Origin of the sequence: Ruegeria atlantica, assembly GCF_013032455.1 — a bacterium.
GTDB lineage: Bacteria > Pseudomonadota > Alphaproteobacteria > Rhodobacterales > Rhodobacteraceae > Ruegeria > Ruegeria atlantica_B.
In genome coordinates this window covers 23,989-43,612 of the sequence record NZ_WQCF01000008.1, presented here as the reverse complement: position 1 = coordinate 43,612, position 19,624 = coordinate 23,989, and the positions used below count along the sequence as shown (strand labels likewise).

Sequence of the window (19,624 nt, the reverse complement as noted above, 5' to 3'; positions counted from 1 at the left end):
ATGCAAGGCAACGCCCCAACACCAGACGGTCAGGTCGCCGATGCGGTCAGTGGCAACTGGGTCGATTCATATGCACCCGCTTTTACCCGGCCCTACCTTCGACTCAGCCGCGCGGATCGGCCCATCGGTACATGGTTGTTGCTGATTCCCTGTTGGTGGGGTCTGGCGCTTGCGATCCTCAGCGATGGCACCCCCCGATGGGAAGACCTCTGGATTGCTATCGGCTGTGCCATCGGGGCCTTCCTGATGCGCGGCGCGGGCTGCACGTGGAACGACATCACCGACCGAAAGTTCGACGGACAAGTGGAACGAACTCGGTCGCGACCGATTCCATCCGGGCAGGTCAGCGTGCGGCAAGCTGTGATCTGGATGGGTTTGCAATGTCTGCTTGCACTGGGAATCCTGCTGACGTTCAACCAAGCGGCCATCGCCATGGGTGTACTGTCTCTGTTGCCAGTTACAATCTACCCCTATGCCAAACGCTTTACATGGTGGCCGCAGGTGTTTCTGGGGCTGGCCTTTAATTGGGGCATCCTGCTGACCTGGGCTGCGCACACTGGAACGGTCGGCGCACCCGCGATCACGCTGTATCTGGCCGGCATCGCCTGGACGCTTTTCTACGATACGATCTATGCCCATCAGGACGCCGAGGACGACGAGCTGATCGGCATTAAATCCACCGCACGGCTGTTCGGCACCGACACCGCCCGCTGGCTGAAATATTTTCTTGTGGCCACGGTCTTCCTAATGGGTTTGGCCATTATCGACGGTGCACTTTCTCAGGCCTCGTTGCTGGCGTTGGTCGTTGCATTGGCGGGACCATGGGCTATGGGCTGGCACATGACATGGCAATTGCGCGGGTTGGATACCGAGGACAATGCAAAACTGCTGCAACTGTTCCGTGCCAACCGCGATACTGGCCTTATTCCGCTGATCTTCCTCTGCGTCGCGCTGTTGCTCTGATTGCACCTTGGCGCGGGCCTCTGTAAGAGTGCGCACAACCGCTTGAGGAGTCGATAAACCGCACATGCGTTTGCCCTATTTCTTTGCCGTTTCTCTTATCTTTCTCGTGGCTGCAGGCCTGTGCCTTATGGCCGCCAGCTTTGCGGTGACAAAGGTTGAAGAAACGTCCGAATTCGCGGTGCGCCGCGCGCTGGACTTGAAAGGGCACGACTGGACCGAGGTGCATTCGGACGGCTTGCGCGTCGTACTGACGGGGACCGCCACGGACGAGGCCACCCGTTTCAGCGCACTGACCGCAGCGGGTACCGAAGTCGATACCTCGCGCGTGATCGACGAAATGGAGGTGGCACCTACAACCGAACTGGCACCGCCCCAATTCTCCGCCGAGATTTTGCGCAATGACAGCGGTATTTCCGTAATCGGCCTGATCCCAGCCAGTCAGAACCGCGACGCACTGATAAAACGATTGCGTGATCTGGATGATGACGGCCGTGTTTCTGACCTGCTGGAAACCGCAGACTATCCCGAACCCAAAGGGTGGGATAACGCCATTAGCTATGCGCTGGACGCTTTGAACCTGCTACCTCGCTCCAAAATCTCGGCCAGCCCCGGACTGGTAAAGATCACAGCAATTGCCGACAGCCAGCAGGAAAAAGAACAGCTGGAACAGTATCTCACGCGCGCCGCGCCGCCCAGCCTGCGCATCGGTCTGGCGATCTCGGCACCGCGGCCAGTAATTACACCTTTTACCTTGCGCTTTCTGATCGGCGAGGATGGCGGGAAATTCGATGCGTGCTCGGCTCAGGATGAAAATGCCCGGTCTGCGATTGCCGCCGCCGCGCAGGATGCCGGTCTGACAGGCCCCTTCACTTGTACCATCGGTCTGGGCGTACCCTCACCCCGCTGGCCCGAGGCCGCTACACTTAGCATTCGCGCCTTGGCAGAGCTTGGCAAAGGGTCGGTGACGATCTCGGACGCGGATATCACACTGGCGGCAGCACAAGGCACAGATGCCGGAACCTTTGATCGGGTGGTGGGCGAGCTTGAAAATGCCCTGCCCCCGGTCTTTGCACTGCATGCGGTCCTACCTCCACCCGAAACGGATGAAGGCGAAGGCCCGCCCGAGTTTACTGCCACGCGCAGCCCCGAGGGGCTGGTCCAGATGCGTGGTCGTCTGACTGATGAAACCCAGCGCGAGATGGTCGATAGCTACGCCCGCGCCGCCTTTGGGTCCGAACGGGTCCATACTGCACCCCGTATCGCACCAGAGGGCCTGCCAATGGATTGGCCCGTGCGTATTCTGACCGGGCTTGAGGCGCTGGCCCAACTTCACAATGGAGCCCTGACGGTCACACCGGACGATCTTGTTTTGACCGGCATCAGCCATGACCCGGACACACGCGCCCAAATCGCCGGACTGCTGTCCGAAAAGCTGGGCGACGCGCAAGAATTCACCCTGTCCATCACCTATCATGAACCGCCCGAACCCGCCGACAAGCTGCCCGACCCAGAAATCTGCGAAGAACGCATCGCCGAGGTTCAGGCCAGCACCAAGATCGCATTCGAGCCCGGCTCGGCCACCGTCGCCGCCGATTCACGCGACACGGTAAACCAGATCGCGGACATCCTCCGCGAATGCGGTCCGATCCGGCTTGAGATTCAGGGCCACACCGACAGTCAAGGGCGCGAAGAGATGAACCAGCAGCTCAGCCAGGCGCGGGCACAGTCCATCCTGAACGAGCTGCGTGGGCGCCGCGTGCCCACCGCCAGCTATACTGCCGTAGGATATGGCGAAACGCAGCCCATCGCCGACAACGACACCGAAGAAGGCCGCGAAGAGAACCGCCGCATCGAATTTCACCTGATCCGACCCGAGCCGGTCGAGAACCCGGAAACCGGGCTGGACGCGATCGAGGCTGAAACGATCAAGGCCGAACAGACGGACAATGCCGCCTCAGAGGCGGATGCAGGGGACCAATAAGTTGAACCGTATCGAATTCATCATCGCCACCGCCATCATCCTGTTCGCCGCGTTCTGCATGGGCTGGTTTGCCAATTGGCTGGCCCACCGCCTGTCCCGCGTGCGCCAAAGCGACGTGGCCGATCTGGACCGCATGAGCCAGGAGTTGCACGAGGCCGAGGAAACCCGCGATCAGGCGATCACCTACCTGCAACAGCGCGAAGCCGAGTTGACCAACCAGCTTACCCAGGCCGAGGCTGAACTGGCCGCCGCCATGGACGGCCTACGCGCCGCCCGGCAAGAGGCCGAAGAATTGCGCGGCCGCATCAACAACGCGGATTGAACTTACGAGAAACGGGAAACTGTTTCTGACGGAAACCGGCACTTGGCCTTGTTGACTTCTGCTGCCATACGGTATTCTCCAAATCCGCCAAGCAGCATGAGATACTTGTCCGCCACCCTACGGCTAAACTCACGCTCGGTGTCGAATTGTTTGTCGTCAATGGCAAACATATCCCTCGTCAAAGATGCCTTTTTCAGATCTTCACTCACATCTGTGTGGAAGCTTTCAAACGCCTTCAGGAATGCAACATAGCCTGCATCACGGGTCAACTCTCCACGTTCGTACAACGCCCGACGGGCGTATCTGTCATAGGGCGAAAACTTCAGTGGGTTCTTACAAAATAGATACTTGGACACCATGGAATAGGGGCGGCCCGTAGTTAGCCGGTCTTCGTACAGCTTTTCGACAAAGCTCGAGAACGCTTCAGAACCAAGGTCACTGGGGTCCTCAATCCTAATCTGCGCCAGTTTAGGTGCCAGTTCATCGCGCCTATTTTTGGGCGCAGTTCTGGCCAGCCCCCAGATCGACAAAAAATCTTTGAACTTCTCTCGGGGCAATTCGCAGTTTTTCTGGACAGCCTCTGCACAGGATTTTTCGCCATCAAACCAGGCGCGACTAGCTTCAAAACATGCCAAGGCCAAGCGATTGGCAGGATCAAAAAATAACGGTTTCCTCATACGCGCTCCAAAGCGTTATTAAATCCTTGATCAACTATATCTCTAACTTTGGGGGATCGAGAGGAGTCAGCGCGACATCACCAGCGTGTCAGCGCGTCTTCGTCCTCATCCTTCGCAGCCACCCATGCCTCACCTGACTTGGTGATTTCCTTTTTCCAGAACGGAGCGCGGGATTTCAGGTAATCCATCAGATACTCGGCCGCCTCGAACGCGTCCTTGCGATGCCGAGCAGCCGTGGCCACCATCATGATCCGGTCCCCCGGAGCCAGCCGCCCGTGGCGATGGATGACCAATACATCCCCCAACGACCAACGTTGCTGCGCCTCTTGCGCGATCTTGGTCAGGGCGCGTTCGGTCATGCCGGGATAGTGCTCGATCTCCATCACATCCAGATCGCCCGAGGCCAGATCCCGCACGACACCGGTAAAGGTCACAATGGCCCCATTTGCGTCGTCACCTGCGGCGAAGGTATTGGCCTCGGCGCCCAGATCGAACTCTTGTTCCTGAACCACGATGCGCATGTCAGCCGCCGGTCATGGGTGGGAAGAATGCCACCTCGCGCACTCCGGACAGCGAAGCGTCAAAATCTGACAGCTCCTGATCCAGCGCGACGCGAAGCGCGGAAAGGTCGGCAAAGGCTGCAGCATAGCGGTCTTCACGCGCGCTGAGTTCGGCCACCAAATCGGATACCGTCGCGGCCTCGGTCTCGACCCGCTCTTTCGGCAATCCGATCCGTTCGCGGACCCAAGCGAAATACAGCACGTCCATCACTTAGCTCTCCTTCAAGTGGGGCATGGCTTTACGTAGGTAGTCATAGCCAGTGATCAATGTCAGCGTCGCGGCAATCCACAACAGCCACAGACCGATCCGGCCAGACCAAAACATCCCCTCAAGGTGCCAGCGTAACCCGTGCAGGTCTTCAATCTGCCCCGTCAGAACCTGATCCAGCGTTTCTGCATCCATCCCGAATGAACCCATCACAAAATGGTGCTCGAATATCCCCTGCGAGAACAGGATAGCAATCGCCACCATCTGCGCGGTGGTTTTCCACTTGGCCAGCTTTGTCACCTTCAGTGTCCCAGCCACGTCGCCCAGATATTCCCGCAGCCCCGAGACAAAGACTTCACGGAACAGGATCACGGTTGCTGGCAAGACCAACCAGGGCGTCCAGTGCTCGGCGGAATAGCCCACCAGGATCATCAGCGCGATCACCACCATCGCCTTGTCCGCAATCGGGTCCAGCATGGCCCCGATCTTGGTTTCCTGCTGCCAAGCGCGGGCCAGATAGCCGTCGAACCAGTCAGTGATAGCCGCCGATAAAAACAGGATCAGCGCGAACCAATCCGCGTAAGGACGGGTGAAATACAAAAACATCACGGCCAGACCGGGGGCTGCAAGAAGGCGTAGCACGGTCAGAATATTGGGCAGGTTCCATTTCATGGTTCGGACATTACATTGCCGGTCGCAGACATAAAAGGCGGCCCCGCAAAAAACTGACCCGATCACAGGCAGTTGCGGCAGCGTTGGTCAAAGGGTCGCAAGCCGGAACTCTCATGCAGATACCCCCTTGGCGCGCGCTCCCTTTGCGGTCAGATTGACGACCGGTTTCAAAGTAACAGAGCAATGACAGCACATATTCAAACCGATGCCCGGTCCAATCTGATCGGCAGCGCCTGGATGATACTGGCGATGGCGCTGTTCGCGCTGGAAGACGCTTTGTTAAAGGGGGCCTCGGCCGCGTTGCCAATCTGGCAAATCCTGCTGCTTTTCGGTTCAGGTGGGGCGGTGATCTTTGCGATTGTGGCCGCGCTGCGTGGGACGTCACTGTTTCACCCCGATGTGTTGTCGCGCCCAATGAAAGTGCGGGTCTTGTTCGAAATCCTTGGGCGGCTGTTCTATGTGTTGGCGATTGCCCTGACACCTTTGTCTGCAGCAACGGTGATCCTGCAAGCCACACCTCTGGTCGTGGTCGCAGGCGCAGCGCTGTTCTTTGGCGAAACGGTCGGGTGGAGACGGTGGAGCGCCATTCTGATCGGCCTGATCGGTGTGGTCATCATCATTCAACCGACCGGAGACAGTTTCTCGGCCCTGTCCATACTGGCCGTGCTGGGCATGTTGGGTTTTGCTGGACGCGATCTGGCCAGCCGTGCCGCACCCGCAACATTGGGAACCGAGGTACTGGGGTTCTACGGCTTCCTCTGCATCATCATCGCCGGCTTGGCCTATCGGTTCTGGGAAGGCGCTCCGCTTGCGCCCGTTGACCTGCATACCGGACTACATGTGACTGGGGCGGTTCTGATGGGCACCGCCGCCTACGCCGCGTTGATGAAGGCAATGCGGACGGGCGAAGTTTCCGCCGTCACCCCGTTCCGCTATTCCCGCCTGCTGTTCGGGGTGGCGTTGGGCGTGGTCATCTTTGGCGAGCGACTTGACCAGACCATGTGGATTGGCAGCGCACTGATTGTGGCCTCGGGGCTGTATATCCTGTGGCGCGGACGCCAAGCTTAGCCCTTGTCGTGGAAGAAATCATAGACCTTCTGCGCCAATCCGGCTGAAATTCCGTCAACCGCCTTCAAATCCGCCAGATTGGCCCGGCTGACCGCCTTGGCACTGCCGAAATGCGCCAGAAGGGCGCGTTTACGGGCGGCCCCCACTCCGGGGATTTCGTCCAGCGGTGTTGCGCCCACGGCCTTGGCCCGTTTCGCCCGGTGGGTGCCGATGGCAAAGCGGTGCGCCTCATCCCGTAAGCGCTGGATAAAGTACAGTACCGGGTCATTGCGTTTCAGGGCAAATGGGCGCTGACCAATACGGTGGAACTCTTCCTTGCCGTGGTCTCGGTCCACGCCCTTTGCGACGCCGATCATAGGGATGTCCTCGACCCCATGGGCCTGCATGATTTCATGCACGGCGCTCACCTGCCCGGCCCCGCCGTCGATCAACAGAAGGTCGGGCCACATCCCCTTGTCGCGGTCCGGGTCCTCTTTTTGCAGGCGGGTGAAGCGGCGGGTCAAAACCTCTTTCATCATGCCGAAATCATCGCCTGGGGTCAGGTCGTCGCCGCGGATGTTGAACTTGCGATAGGCATTTTTCATGAACCCCTCAGGGCCTGCCACAATCATGCCGCCCACTGCATTGGTGCCCTGAATGTGAGAGTTGTCGTAGACTTCGATCCGGTCCGGAGGCGCATCCAGTTCGAACGCCTCGGCCACGCCACGCAGCAGTTTGGCCTGCGTGGCGCTTTCCGACATGCGGCGGGCCAGCGATTCACGTGCATTGCGCAGGGCACCGGCCACCAGTTCCTGTTTTTCACCGCGCTGAGGCACAAGGATTTCAACCTTGCGGCCCGCCTTTACGGTCAGCGCCTCCTGCATCAGATCTGCATTCTCGATCCCGTCGGACAGAATCAATTGCCGGGGCGGTTCCTTGTTGTCGTAGAACTGGCCTAGGAACGCCTCCATGACCTCAGCAGCCGACACATCGGGCCCCACGCGCGGGTAGAAATCCTTGTTGCCCCAGTTCTGGTTGGCACGGATGAAGAACACCTGCACACAGGCCTGCCCGCTATCCATGTAGAGGCCAATCACATCCGCCTCGGCCACTCCGCGCGGGTTGATGCCTTGGCTGGTCTGCACCTGCGTCAGCGCCCGGATACGGTCGCGCAGACCGGCGGCGCGTTCGAACTCCATCGCCTCCGACGCCGCCATCATCTGTTCGGCCAACTCCTCCTGCACCTTGGTGGACCGGCCCGACAGAAAGCGTTCCGCATCCTTGACGCTTTCGCGGTAGTCGGCTTCCGAGATCAGCCCGACGCATGGTCCCGAACACCGCTTGATCTGATAGAGCAAGCAGGGGCGCGTGCGGCTATCGAACATGGAATCCGAGCAGTTGCGCAACAGGAATGCCTTCTGCAACTGGTTCAACGTCCGGTTCACCGCGCCCGCGCTGGCAAAGGGGCCAAAATACGCGCCCTTTTCTTTCTTCGCCCCGCGATGTTTCTTGATCTGCGGATAAGCATGATCCTTGGCGACCAGAATATTCGGAAAGCTCTTATCGTCGCGCAGCAACACGTTGTACTTGGGCTTGAGCTGCTTGATTAGGTTCTGCTCCAGTAGCAGCGCCTCGGTCTCTGTTCGTGTGGTCAGAAACATCATCGAAGCGGTCGCGGCGATCATCCGTTCGATCCGGCCCGAATGACCGGGCCGCGCATAATTCGACACCCGCGCTTTCAGGTTTCGCGCCTTACCCACGTATAAAACGCGACTGTCCGCATCCAGCATCCGATACACACCCGGCGAGCTGTCCAGCGTCTTCACATAGCGCTGAATGCAGGCATAGCCGGTGGGCTGAGCATCCGGGGTCTGGTTGTCTTGGAGTGTCATGGGCCTCAGATATGATTCTCTGACAATGGCTGCAATCTTGAGCCTCGCAGATCAAGAGAAAACAAATCCACGGTTTCTGTGGATAAGTATGATGATAAGTTTCCTGATACTACGAAATTCCCTTGATTCATTAAGAAATCCTTGAACTGCCCAAAAAATAGGCAGCAATATAAGTAATTGTTTTTAAAAGAAAGAAAATCCTACACAAGACAAGTGCATGAAAAAAAAGACATTTTCACGATAGGCAGGTAACAGAAATGCGAACGGTGCAAAACTTGCAGCAGATTTACTTATTCTACACCCAATACATCCGGCGTCTGCCAGCCCAAATGCTGCCCGCCATCCACACACAAAAGCTGTCCGGTGACGGCTTGGGCATCCAGAAAATACCCCAGCGCGGCGGTAATATCTGACGGGTTCGCGCCTCGCTCTAGCAGAGTGTTGGCCCGCTGCGCGTTGAAATGATCCTCACTCTGGCGGTGTCCCTGCATGGTCGGCCCCGGCCCGATGGCGTTGACGCGGATCGCGGGGGTCAATGCCTGCGCGGAAGTACGGGTCAACGCCCAAAGGCCCATCTTGGCAATCGTGTAAGACATGAATTCAGGCGTCAGTTTACGTACCCGCATGTCGACCATGTTGACGATCAAACCAGTTGCGACGGGTTCGCCTGCCTCGTCCGTGTCGGGTGTCAGCCCCTGTTCCGCCATCGCCTGTGTCAACACGAAGGGCGCGCGCAGGTTGCTGTCCATATGCCGGTCCCAGCTTTGCCGCGTGGTGGAGTGGATGTTGTCATATTCAAAGATTGAGGCGTTGTTGACCAGACAGGTGATCGGCCCGCCCAGAGCCTCAGCCGCGCGAGGTAGCAGCGCGCTGACCTGCGCCTCGTCCAGCAAATCGGCCTGCAAAGCCACCGCCTTGCGGCCCAAGGCCTGAACCTCGGCCACGGTCTCTTGCGCGGGTTGTTCCGAGGTGGCGTAATGCACGGCGACATCATAGCCGCGGCGCGCCAGATACAGCGCCATGGCCCGTCCAAGGCGAATTCCGGCACCGGTCACTAACGCTCGGGTCATGGACGTTTCCTCTTGATCAAATCACGCCAGCAACACGACGATGTAGACTGCATATAGCAGGGTCAACACAAAGCCCCAGGTGCGCGTGATGTCCTGTTTGAAAAACACGAACGGGGCCAGCAGCAGCGAGGCACCCAGCATGACCCAAAGGTCGAACCGCAGGAATTCAGGATCAACGGGAATCGGCCCGACAAGCGTAGCAATCCCGACGATGGCAAGCAGGTTGAACATGTTCGACCCGATCACATTGCCCAGAGCCACATCCGCCTGCCGCCGTAGCGCAGCCATCACTGTTGTCGCCAATTCCGGCAGAGAGGTCCCAACGGCAACCAGTGTCAAGCCGATCACTGTTTCGCTGACGCCATAGGTGAGGGCAATCACGGTCGCGTTCTCGACCAGCAGATGCGCACCCATGGGCAGACCGATCAGACCTAGAACCAGATAAATCGAAATCTTCCAGTAGGCCATGTTGGGGTCGGCCTCTTCGAGGCCGTCCAGTTCTTCATCCTCGGCGCAGGCCTGACCGCATGCTTTGCGATGCGCGTGTGCCTCGCGAAACGCATTCCAGAGGACCAGACCCAATGCCGCCAGCAGAATCGCTCCGCTAACCAGAGTGAACACACCGCAGAAGGCCAAACCAATGAACAGCACCGAGGCCAACAGCATAAAAACATAGTTCCTGCGGCTGTTGCATTCGCTGGTATGCAGTGTCGACAGCAAGGCTGGCAGGCCCAGAACCAACAGGATATTTGCCGTATTTGACCCGACCACGTTTCCCAGGGCTATGCCCGGCGCGTTTTCCTTGATCGCGCTGATGGCAATCAAAAGCTCGGGCGCCGAGGTGCCAAAGGCCACGATCGTCAGGCTGACGATCAGCGCAGGCACGCCCATGCGCAGGCTCAGGTTCACCGCGCCACGAACAAGGGCATCGCCCGCCAGCAGCAAGATCAGCAAACCGAGGCCGGATAACAGCCATGCCGTCATGTCCGGCCTCCTTTTTCGCAGGCGCAGGGGCCTTTGCCGATCCTGAATCGCCCACAGCGCGGACACCTTGCCGATTGCAACCGTTTCTGGCCCGGAAAGCGCAACTTTCCGAACATCGCCAATACTCCCATGGCGATCAAAAACAGAGTGACAATTTTGATAATCACGTCACAAACCGAAACGCGCGTATGCAGCGCGCTCCTCAAGCCCGGCGATGGCGTCCTGCGCCAAGGACGCACCGAACCGTGACCACAACGGTTTGCGCAGCCCATAACGGCGGAATTTGACCTTATCGCCAAACCGTTCCTGCATCTTTGGTTTCAGATGCGCGATGCCGTCGATCAGGCCCAGTTCTTGGGCACGTCGCGCCAACCAGATTTCTCCGGTGAACAGGTCCTGGCTTTCGTCCAGCTTACCACCGCGCCGGTTTTTGACATGGGTGATAAAGTTCTCATGGATGTCGGCCAACAGCCCTTCCAGCCGGGCGACATCCTCTTTTTTTTCGGGCGCAAACGGGTCCAGCATGGACTTCGATTTGCCAGCGGTGTGTACGCGGCGCTCGATACCCTGTTTTCGCAACAGGACATGCGCGCCGAACCCCGAGGATATCACCCCAATCGATCCCAGAACCGAGCTGTCATCGGCATAGATCTCATCTGCAGCCGCCGCCAGCCAATAACCGCCCGAAGCGGCGACATCCTCGACAAAGGCGATGACAGGAACGTTCAATTCCTCAGATAACCGCCGGATTCGCGCCCCGATCAATGAGCTTTGCACCGGCGATCCACCGGGTGAGTTGATCTCAAGCGCGACGGCAGCGGGCTTACCCTTGCGAAAGGCTTTTTCCAAAACCGCGGCCAGCGCGGTGTCGGACATTGACCCGCGTCCGGCCATTCCGATGGCTCCGGACAGGCGCACAACGGCCACACAAGGTTGTTTTTTGAGAAACGGCAGGCTGAGTTTCATGGGTGCCGATGTAGAGTGCGCCCAACCGGTAAACAAGGGACCGTTTGGCTGATATCCGTGACGTGAACACATTTCCTGAGGGCAGTGGGCAAAAATGCAACGCCCCACTGCCGGTTAGTTTCGGATGCGCCAACCGGTTTTAAAGATCCAACCGATGATGCCCAGACACGCGCCGGTAAAGGCCAGAATGGCCAGCAGGCTGAACCCAATCGGAACATCCGCAAGCCCGTAAAACGACCAACGGAAGCCCGAAATCAGGTAAACCACAGGGTTAAACAAGGTGATCGTCTGCCACAATGGCGGCAGCATCGAAATAGAATAAAACGTGCCCCCCAAAAAGATCAACGGAGTCACCACAAGCTGCGGCACCAGCGACATTTGCTCAAAGTTGCTGGCCCATATACCGATGATAAACCCCAAAAGGGAAAAGCTGAGACAGGTCAGGATCAGAAATGCTGCCATTGCAAAGGGGTGCTCAATGCGCAAATCCACAAAAAAAGACGCAGTGACCAGTATGACCAAGCCCACGAACAGCGCCTTCGTTGCCGCCGCCCCAACATAGCCGATTACAATTTCGATGAAATTGATAGGCGCTGAGAGCAGCTCGTAAATCGTGCCCAGAAACTTCGGGAAATATATTCCGAAGGATGCGTTGGAAATCGCCAACATCACCACTGATAGCATGATCAGCCCCGGCACGATGAACGCACCATAGGACACACCCTCAATCTCTTGAATACGGCTGCCGATGGCGGTGCCGAAAACCACGAAATACAGCGAGGTCGAAAGGACGGGCGACAAAAAGCTCTGCGCCAGGGTACGGAAGAACCGGGCCATTTCGAACCGGTAGATGGCAGCAACAGCGGACCAGTTCATGCGGGCTCTCCGGACACCAGATTAACAAAGATTTCCTCAAGGCTCGACTGCCGGGTCTGCACATCCCGCAACACCAGCCCCGCCTGCGCCACGTCGTTCAACAACGTGGTGATGCCGGTACGGTCCGCATGGGTATCATAGGTATAGACCAGCGCATCGCCATTGCCATTCAGCACCAGATTATGGGCCGCCAAACTATCCGGGATGGTATTGATGGGCTCACTCAGCATCACCTCAAGCTGCTTTTTCCCCATCTGCGCCATCAGCGTGTCCTTTTCCTGCACCAACAGCAGTTCGCCCTTGTCGATGACGCCAACGCGATCGGCAATTGCCTCGGCCTCTTCGATGTAATGCGTTGTCAGGATGATGGTGACACCGGCCTGTTTCAGTTCGGCCACGATCTCCCACATGTCCTTGCGCAATTCGACGTCGACGCCAGCGGTAGGTTCATCCAGAAACAGGACGCGCGGTTCATGCGACAGCGCCTTGGCGATCAACACCCGGCGTTTCATACCTCCGGACAACTCCTTGATCGCGTTCTTGCGCTTATCCCACAGGGACAGTTTCCGCAGAATGTCTTCAATCCTTGCATCATCGCGGCCCAGCCCAAATAACCCGCGCGACAGGCGAACCGTGTTCCAGACCTTTTCGAACGGCTCCAGAGCGATCTCCTGCGGCACCAGCCCGATCATCCGGCGCGCAGCACGGAAATCGGTTTGAATATCGTGGCCGCCCACCGTCACCGTCCCCGAGGTCGGCGTCGTGATCCCGCAAATGGTCGAAATCAGCGTTGTCTTGCCTGCCCCGTTCGGACCAAGTAGCGCCAGAATCTCCCCCTGTTCGATATCCAGAGACACGCCTTTAAGCGCTTCAAACCCATCAGCATAGGATTTGCGCAAGTCCTTGATCGAAAGAATGGTCGTCATGCAAGTACCCCGTTCTGGAGGCGACCCTACCCCGCCCAACCAGCGCAGAACAGGCCAATTTCGCACAAGCCCCTGCGCTTTTTTATGTTCTCGACGTACTGCTTGCAATTTGCGGGCGATCCTTGAACCCTGCGTAAAAACGAGGGGGCATAATGCTGAACGGTATCCGGATTATCGAGGTCGAAGGATTGGGACCCGCCCCCTTTGCCGCCATGCTGTTGGCGGATATGGGTGCCGACGTCATCACCATCCACCGCAAGGGGCAGCCGGTGACGCCGGGCATGCCCGAACGATCTATTCTAGATCGCGGGAAGCGGTCGATTGAGCTGGATCTGAAAGACGCAAATGATTTGGAGATCGCCAAACGCCTGATCAGCTCAGCCGATGCGCTGATCGAAGGCTTCCGTCCGGGCGTAATGGAAAAACTGGGGCTCGGCCCAGTACCCTGCCATGAGAAGAACCCAAGGCTGGTCTATGGCCGGATGACAGGCTGGGGCCAAGACAGCCCCCTGTCGAAAACGGCCGGGCATGACTTGAATTACATCGCCCTGTCCGGTGCGCTCTGGTACGCGTCTCAACCCGGCCAACCGCCGCAAACACCCGCCACGCTGGTCGGTGATATTGGTGGCGGTGCCATGTATCTGGTCGCGGGTCTTCTGGCCGGGCTGCTGAACGCGCAAAGATCCGGTAAAGGTACCGTGGTCGACGCCGCCATCTACGACGGCTCAGTCCATATGATGAACCTGCTCATGAGCATCGGCCAAACCGGCAACCTGACCGAAACTCGCGGCCAGAGCCTGCTGGACGGCCCGCATTGGAGCCGCACCTATACCTGCTCCGACGGCGGCTACGTGACGGTGCAATGCCTTGAACCCAAATTCTACGCGCTGTTTCTGGACAAAATGGGCCTTTCAGACGACTCGGGCTTCCAGCAGCAATACAACCGCGCAACATGGCCTGCACTGACCCAACGCTTGATCGAAACATTCGCCAGCGAACCAAGAGACCATTGGGCAAATCTCTTTAGCGGCTCCGATGCCTGCGTTGCGCCAGTTCTCAGCCCGACCGAAGCGCAGTCCCATCCAATGAATGCGGCACGTCAGACATGGCGCAAGACAGATGGCACTCTACAAGCCGCCGCCGCCCCCAGATTCTCAACCTCCGAATGGCAATCCAAACCCAGCCCGGCCCGGGGTGAACACCGTCAGGACATCCTGAACGAGCTTGACGCACAACAGGCATCCGCCTCTTCATCTGGCTAAAAATATCCCGGGGAATGAATTGGCCACAGGCCAAGAAGGGGGCTGGCCCCCTTTCGTTTACCGCCCGCGCACCGTGTCGATCATCAACTGAACGTTTTCCGGATCCGCATCCGGCGTGATCCCGTGACCGAGGTTAAAAATGTGCGGCCCCTTCGAGAACGCCTCGACAATCCGTCGTGTTTCATCCACCAACGCCTGCCCGCCCGTTACCATATGAGAAGAGGCCAGATTGCCCTGAACGCAGCCATCCACCTGCACATGTTCGGCAGCCCATTCAGGTGACACGGAGTTGTCCAGCGCTACACAATCCACACCGGTCGCCTTTGCGAAACCGATATACCCATCGCCCGCTTCACGCGGGAAGCCGATCACCGGGATGCCGGGATGGCGCTCCTTGATGGCCTGCGTGATCACGCGGCAAGGCTCGACCGCATATTTTTGGAAGGCGTCGCCTTTCAGCGACCCGGCCCAGCTGTCAAAGATCTTGACCACCTCGGCCCCGGCCTCGATCTGGGCTGACAGATATTCGATCGTCGCCAGCGTGATCCGCTCCAACAGCGCCTCGAACAGGGCGGTGTTTTCCTCGCGCAGCGCATGGGCAGGCCCCTGATCCGGCGTTCCGCGCCCGGCAATCATATAGGTCGCGACAGTCCAGGGCGCGCCTGCGAATCCTATCAGAGTCGTCTCGGAGGGCAATTCCCGCGACAGGATGCGGACGGTCTCATAAACCGGTGACAGGGTTTCGTGGATATCCTCGACCGGCTTCAGCACATCAAATTCTGATTGCTGCGTGATGGTCGAAAGTCGTGGGCCTTCACCCGTGACGAACCACAAATCCGCGCCCAGCGCCTGCGGCACCAACAAAATGTCGGCAAACAAAATCGCGGCGTCAAAGCCATAGCGGCGGATCGGCTGCAACGTGACCTCGGCGGCCAGCTCAGGATTATAGCACAGTGACAGAAAATCCCCGGCCTGCGCGCGGGTTGCGCGATATTCGGGCAAATAGCGGCCAGCCTGACGCATCATCCAGATAGGCGGCACATCCTGTACTTCGCCCGCCAGTGCCCGCAGCAGTTTCTTTGTCTCGGCCATCTTTGTCCCCAATCGTCTGGTTTGTCGCAACGGGTCGGCCCTCAGTGGCAATTTGTCAAGGTGTGCCCCCATTGTCAGGGCAATGTGACGCGACTAAAGCTTGGCCCATGACACTGACCCTGCCCACACCCGACTCACCGCTAAAGATTGGCACCCGTGGTTCGCCTCTGGCGCTGGCGCAAGCCTATGAAACCCGGCAACGGCTAGGCACCGCCTTTGACCTGCCCGACGAGGCGTTCGAAATCGTGGTGATCAAGACCACCGGCGACAACCGCGCCATGATCGACGCGGACCGCCCGCTGAAAGAGATCGGCAACAAGGGCCTGTTCACCAAGGAAATCGAAGAGGCGATGCTGCGCGGCGATATCGACATCGCTGTCCATTCCACCAAAGACATGCCTGTGGAACAGCCCGAAGGCCTGATGCTGGACACGTTTCTGCCGCGCGAAGATGTGCGCGACGCGTTTATCTCCCCCAGCCTGAACTCGATCCATGACCTACCAAAGGGTGCGGTGGTCGGCACGTCGTCGCTGCGCCGCCGGGCGCAATTGCTGAACCGGCGCCCCGACCTGAACGTGGTCGAGTTTCGCGGCAACGTGCAGACCCGGCTAAAGAAACTGGCGGACGGCGTGGCAGATTGTACATTTCTCGCAATGGCTGGCATCCGCCGCCTGAACATGGATAACGTCCCGGCGACCGCCATCGCCCCAGAGGACATGCTGCCCGCCATTGCACAGGGCACGATCGGCATCGAGCGTCGTACTGAGGATTCCCGCGCAGCGGGTATGCTTGAAGCGATTCATCATACCGAAACTGGCCAACGTCTGACTGCAGAACGAGCACTGTTGGCGGCTCTGGACGGGTCCTGTGAAACGCCCATCGCCGGGTTGGCCGAGGTACAGGATGGTCAGCTACGCCTGCGCGGCGAGGTGCTTCGCCCCGACGGGTCCGAGGCAATTTCAGAAGATATCACCGGCACCATCGCCGACGGCTCCGAAATGGGCCGCACGATGGCAGAAAAACTATTGAAGCAAGCGGGCCCGGGTTTCTTCGACTGGAGAAATTAGTAAAAATTTGAGTAATGTGAACTACTTCACTGTCGGGAACATGGCGATCTGGCATCAAGGTCCCATGCCGATCACCATGACGGGTCAATCTCGATAAAGTCGAAAAATTTTTCAGTATATTCGCTTAAGTGGTATTCGAGGGGGCGAGAGTTTACCCAGTTCACTGATCGGTTAGGGCCGCTGTCATATTTCGACGGCGGCCCATTTCTTTTCAATGCTGACGGTCACGTAGCACTGATTGCCTGCACAGCCTTATCAACAGCATCACGGGTTTTCTCCAGATCTGCCTTTGTCACCGCAAGGGACGGGTAAAGCTTGCCGGGGGCTTTGAAAATCCCTTGGTCGCGCAACGCAGCGTTGTAGATCACGTTGCGGTGCGGGTCATCATGTTTGGCACTGCGATAATCGCGGCAGGCGCCATTGTTGAAATAGATATCGAACAGCGTTTCATCGCCGACGATCTGATGCTCAATACCCGCCTTGCTCAGTGCATCCGCTTGCATTTGCTGCAACGCGACACCGGTTGCGCGTAGCTGGTCATAGGTACCGTCGCGCCGCAGGATCTCCATCGTTTTCAGACCCGCGACCGAGGCAACTGGGTTGCCTGACAGCGTACCCAGTTGCATCAGCCAACCCTCTTCGCCCACCTTTGCCTTGTCAAAATGTTTCATGATTTCGGCGCTTGCGCCCAGCGCAGCCAAAGGGAACCCACCGCCGGTGATTTTACCCAAGGTGCAGATATCGGGGGTAACACCGTATTTCTCTTGCGCGCCGCCATAGGCCAGACGAAACCCGGTGACGATCTCATCGAAGATCAGAAGGACATTGTGCTTGTTGCACAGGTCGCGCAGACCTTGCAGATAGCCGGGCCAAGGCGGGATGATGCGCTGCAACGGCTCAACCATGATCGCTGCAACGTCGTTATGTTCGTCCAGCAGAGCAGCGACCGCCTCAAGATCGTTGTAGGGCGCAATCAGCATCTGTTCTGCCACGCCCGCGGGGATCCCGGCGCTGTCCGGTACAGCCTGCGGGAAATTGACCCGCTTCGATGGTGCAAGACTCATCTGAGCCTCGGCGCTCATGCCGTGATAGCCACCTTCGAATTTCAGGATTTTGTCACGACCGGTGTAAGCGCGGGCCAGACGGATCGCGTACATATCCGCTTCGCCACCTGAAGCGACAAAGCGGATCTGCTCGCAGCACGGCACCGCATCAATGATCGTTTCGGCCAGTTCGATACCTTTGGCGTTATTGGCAAAGAAGGTCATTCCCTTGGGAAGTTGTTCCAGCACGGCCTCCATCACCTCGGGGTGGCCATGGCCCAGCAGCATCGGGCCTGATCCGATCAGATAGTCGATGTATTCATTGCCGTCTTCGTCCCAAACACGGCTCCCCTCGCCACGGGCGATGATGATACCCGGGTCGAAATTGCCAAAGCCGCCAGCGGGTAATACCTCATTCGCGCGGGCGATCCATTCGGACTGAGTGTTAATTTTCAGCATCTCACGCGATCTCCAATATCGGGGAACCCAGGGTTTCGGGATCAGGCACCACACCTAACCCCGGACCTTTCGGCGGAGCAATCCGGCCGTTTTCACGGTTTGGTGCGTTCGGACAAACACGCGGTGCAACATAGGACGACAGATCACAGGTGTTCAGCAGTGATCCATGCGGGGTCGAGGCCGCAAAATGCAGCGAAGCCGCTGTCACGATATCCGATCCCCAGGTGCATTCAGCGCAAATCTCGGCACCCAAATGCACGGTCAGGTCCCGCGCGCGGCGCATGGCAGACAAACCGCCGAACTTGGACAGTTTCAGCGCGACCGCGTCCATACATCCCAATTCATGCGCCCGTAGCAACGAAGTCAGATCAAAGGCGCCTTCGTCAATCTTCATCGGCAAACCGGTGGCCTGTCGCACAGCGGCGCAGTCTTCCAAGGTTTTGCAGGGCTGTTCCAGCATGACATCCAGATGTGCAACCGCGCGGCCTGTCCGGGTGGCCTGCAGGCGCGACGCTCCACAGTTCCAGTCACCATAGACCAAAGGCCCCTGTCCCACGGCCTCGCGCACCTTGATCAGCCGCTCGGCATCGGCCTGCCAGTCGCCCTCGACGCCCAGTTTGACCTGAAACTGGCGTATGCCGGTCTGATAAGCGGTCTGGGCGATCCGCGCCATTTCGTCGGGTGCGATACAGGTGATCGAATGATAGAGTGGCATGTCCTTCCGCGTCCGACCGCCCAGCAAAGCATAGACCGGTTGGCCCGTGGCCTGACCAAACAGATCCCACAGGGCGATGTCCACGAGGGATTTCGCATAGAGATGCCCCTGTAGAAACGCATCCAGTTTACGCATCGGCGCATCTACACCGAACGGGGACATGCCTAGGATTTCCGGACCCATCTCCGCCACCGCGCCCGGAACACCCCCTGCATAGGCGGGCAAATAGTGGGGGATCGGGCAGACCTCACCCCAACCCTTCAGGCCGCTATCCGTCTCAAGACACAGGATATGAGAGGTTACGATCGCGCAGGTCTTGCCCTCGGCCATGTGATAGGTTTCATGGCTGGTCAGATCGACGGACCAGAGGGTTATCTTGGTGATCTTCATTGCTGCGCCCCTTTTGGCTGGAGCCGCAGCTTTGTCAGTTCCAACCCCGCATTTTGACAGGCCGCCCTGTTACCAGCTTCCACAGTGTATAGACTGCCCAAACCCAACCAGCGATGGCCGCGATCAACCACCCAATCATGAACAGGGATGCCGTGCCCCCAGCAGAGCCGAAGGTTGAAACGGCCATCAAAATCCCCACGGTCCATGCTATGAGCCAGCCAAACAGGAAAACTGATGAGAACAGACGCATTCCAAGGGACATGCCCCCTGCGCCCTTTTCCTGTTCCAAATCGCTGTTTTGCGGCGGTGATTGTGCACTGCCAAAGATTGCGTTCGCGTCCTTTCGATTGCGGCTCTGACCAATCATCAAACCAATTCCCAAAGCGACGATCGCGACAATCAGATGTGTTATATCCATACTCCCTCTCTAAATTATTATTTATTTTCATATA

General features: G+C 58.3%; 19 protein-coding genes and 1 pseudogene. 6 read left to right on the top strand and 14 right to left on the bottom strand.

Features of this window, described 5'->3' with window-relative positions; all coding sequences use genetic code 11:
* The 3 genes from ubiA to GOW93_RS14335 all read left to right on the top strand — a co-directional run bounded on the left by ubiA (window position 1) and on the right by GOW93_RS14335 (window position 3,266).
* Window positions 1-963 carry a 4-hydroxybenzoate octaprenyltransferase gene (ubiA, locus tag GOW93_RS14345; RefSeq protein ID WP_170385559.1) on the top strand — a complete coding sequence of 321 codons (963 nt, stop codon included), beginning with the start codon at window positions 1-3 and terminating at the stop codon, window positions 961-963.
* Window positions 964-1,027: 64 nt separating this feature from the next.
* A complete protein-coding gene (locus GOW93_RS14340) occupies window positions 1,028-2,944 on the top strand; it encodes an OmpA family protein (protein ID WP_170385556.1) in 1,917 nt (638 codons plus the stop codon).
* Between the two features lies 1 nt (window position 2,945).
* Window positions 2,946-3,266: a hypothetical protein gene (locus GOW93_RS14335; RefSeq protein WP_170327275.1), complete on the top strand. Its 321-nt coding sequence runs from the start codon at window positions 2,946-2,948 to the stop codon at window positions 3,264-3,266.
* A gap of 2 nt (window positions 3,267-3,268) precedes the next feature.
* Here GOW93_RS14335 and GOW93_RS14330 read toward each other — a convergent pair whose 3' ends face one another.
* From GOW93_RS14330 to pgsA, 4 genes are all read right to left on the bottom strand, one after another.
* Complete coding sequence (locus GOW93_RS14330; RefSeq protein ID WP_170385553.1) at window positions 3,269-3,943, bottom strand: hypothetical protein; 675 nt, start codon at window positions 3,941-3,943, stop codon at window positions 3,269-3,271.
* 77 nt (window positions 3,944-4,020) lie between these two features.
* Window positions 4,021-4,464 carry a molybdenum cofactor biosynthesis protein MoaE gene (locus GOW93_RS14325; RefSeq protein WP_170385550.1) on the bottom strand — a complete coding sequence of 148 codons (444 nt, stop codon included), beginning with the start codon at window positions 4,462-4,464 and terminating at the stop codon, window positions 4,021-4,023.
* A gap of 1 nt (window position 4,465) precedes the next feature.
* A complete protein-coding gene (gene moaD, locus GOW93_RS14320) occupies window positions 4,466-4,711 on the bottom strand; it encodes a molybdopterin converting factor subunit 1 (protein WP_170386136.1) in 246 nt (81 codons plus the stop codon).
* 3 nt (window positions 4,712-4,714) lie between these two features.
* Entirely contained in the window at window positions 4,715-5,383 is a 669-nt protein-coding gene (gene pgsA, locus GOW93_RS14315; RefSeq protein WP_170385547.1) for a CDP-diacylglycerol--glycerol-3-phosphate 3-phosphatidyltransferase, read from the bottom strand.
* Between the two features lie 183 nt (window positions 5,384-5,566).
* On the opposite strand from pgsA, the gene GOW93_RS14310 reads away from it, so the two are divergent.
* Window positions 5,567-6,451, top strand: coding sequence for a DMT family transporter (locus GOW93_RS14310; RefSeq protein ID WP_170385544.1), 885 nt, complete (start codon window positions 5,567-5,569; stop codon window positions 6,449-6,451).
* Here the strand turns inward: GOW93_RS14310 and uvrC are convergent.
* The 6 genes and pseudogenes from uvrC to GOW93_RS14280 form a co-directional block, all read right to left on the bottom strand.
* Window positions 6,448-8,322: an excinuclease ABC subunit UvrC gene (gene uvrC / locus GOW93_RS14305; RefSeq protein ID WP_170385541.1), complete on the bottom strand. Its 1,875-nt coding sequence runs from the start codon at window positions 8,320-8,322 to the stop codon at window positions 6,448-6,450. The two genes, GOW93_RS14310 and uvrC, sit on opposite strands and share 4 nt — an antisense overlap.
* 290 nt (window positions 8,323-8,612) lie before the next feature.
* Window positions 8,613-9,395 (bottom strand): annotated as a pseudogene (locus GOW93_RS14300) (SDR family oxidoreductase); the annotation flags it as partial.
* Window positions 9,396-9,413: 18 nt separating this feature from the next.
* Entirely contained in the window at window positions 9,414-10,376 is a 963-nt protein-coding gene (locus GOW93_RS14295; RefSeq protein WP_170385534.1) for a calcium/sodium antiporter, read from the bottom strand.
* A 168-nt stretch (window positions 10,377-10,544) separates the two neighbouring features.
* Window positions 10,545-11,342: a S49 family peptidase gene (locus GOW93_RS14290; RefSeq protein ID WP_170385532.1), complete on the bottom strand. Its 798-nt coding sequence runs from the start codon at window positions 11,340-11,342 to the stop codon at window positions 10,545-10,547.
* Between the two features lie 114 nt (window positions 11,343-11,456).
* Window positions 11,457-12,218 (bottom strand): ABC transporter permease, encoded by a 762-nt coding sequence (locus GOW93_RS14285; RefSeq protein ID WP_170385529.1) that lies wholly within the window; start codon window positions 12,216-12,218, stop codon window positions 11,457-11,459.
* Window positions 12,215-13,144, bottom strand: coding sequence for an ABC transporter ATP-binding protein (locus GOW93_RS14280; RefSeq protein WP_170385526.1), 930 nt, complete (start codon window positions 13,142-13,144; stop codon window positions 12,215-12,217). Before GOW93_RS14280 ends, GOW93_RS14285 begins: the two co-directional genes overlap by 4 nt.
* A 152-nt stretch (window positions 13,145-13,296) precedes the next feature.
* Between GOW93_RS14280 and GOW93_RS14275 the strand changes: the two genes are divergently transcribed.
* Window positions 13,297-14,406, top strand: a complete 1,110-nt coding sequence (locus GOW93_RS14275; protein WP_170385523.1) for a CaiB/BaiF CoA transferase family protein — start codon at window positions 13,297-13,299, stop codon at window positions 14,404-14,406.
* 57 nt (window positions 14,407-14,463) lie between these two features.
* Here GOW93_RS14275 and hemE read toward each other — a convergent pair whose 3' ends face one another.
* Complete coding sequence (hemE, locus tag GOW93_RS14270; protein ID WP_170385520.1) at window positions 14,464-15,498, bottom strand: uroporphyrinogen decarboxylase; 1,035 nt, start codon at window positions 15,496-15,498, stop codon at window positions 14,464-14,466.
* Window positions 15,499-15,605: 107 nt separating this feature from the next.
* Between hemE and hemC the strand changes: the two genes are divergently transcribed.
* The gene (hemC, locus tag GOW93_RS14265; protein WP_170385517.1) at window positions 15,606-16,565 is read left to right on the top strand and encodes a hydroxymethylbilane synthase; all 960 of its coding nucleotides are present in this window, start codon (window positions 15,606-15,608) and stop codon (window positions 16,563-16,565) included.
* Window positions 16,566-16,789: 224 nt separating this feature from the next.
* On the opposite strand, the gene GOW93_RS14260 is transcribed toward hemC, so the two are convergent.
* From GOW93_RS14260 to GOW93_RS14250, 3 genes are read right to left on the bottom strand one after another with little or no spacing between them, the layout of a single operon-like run.
* Window positions 16,790-18,067 (bottom strand): aspartate aminotransferase family protein, encoded by a 1,278-nt coding sequence (locus tag GOW93_RS14260; RefSeq protein WP_170385514.1) that lies wholly within the window; start codon window positions 18,065-18,067, stop codon window positions 16,790-16,792.
* A 1-nt stretch (window position 18,068) separates the two neighbouring features.
* Window positions 18,069-19,172 (bottom strand): mandelate racemase/muconate lactonizing enzyme family protein, encoded by a 1,104-nt coding sequence (locus GOW93_RS14255; protein WP_170385512.1) that lies wholly within the window; start codon window positions 19,170-19,172, stop codon window positions 18,069-18,071.
* A gap of 34 nt (window positions 19,173-19,206) precedes the next feature.
* Entirely contained in the window at window positions 19,207-19,590 is a 384-nt protein-coding gene (locus GOW93_RS14250) for a hypothetical protein (protein ID WP_170385509.1), read from the bottom strand.
* Window positions 19,591-19,624 lie beyond the last annotated feature (34 nt).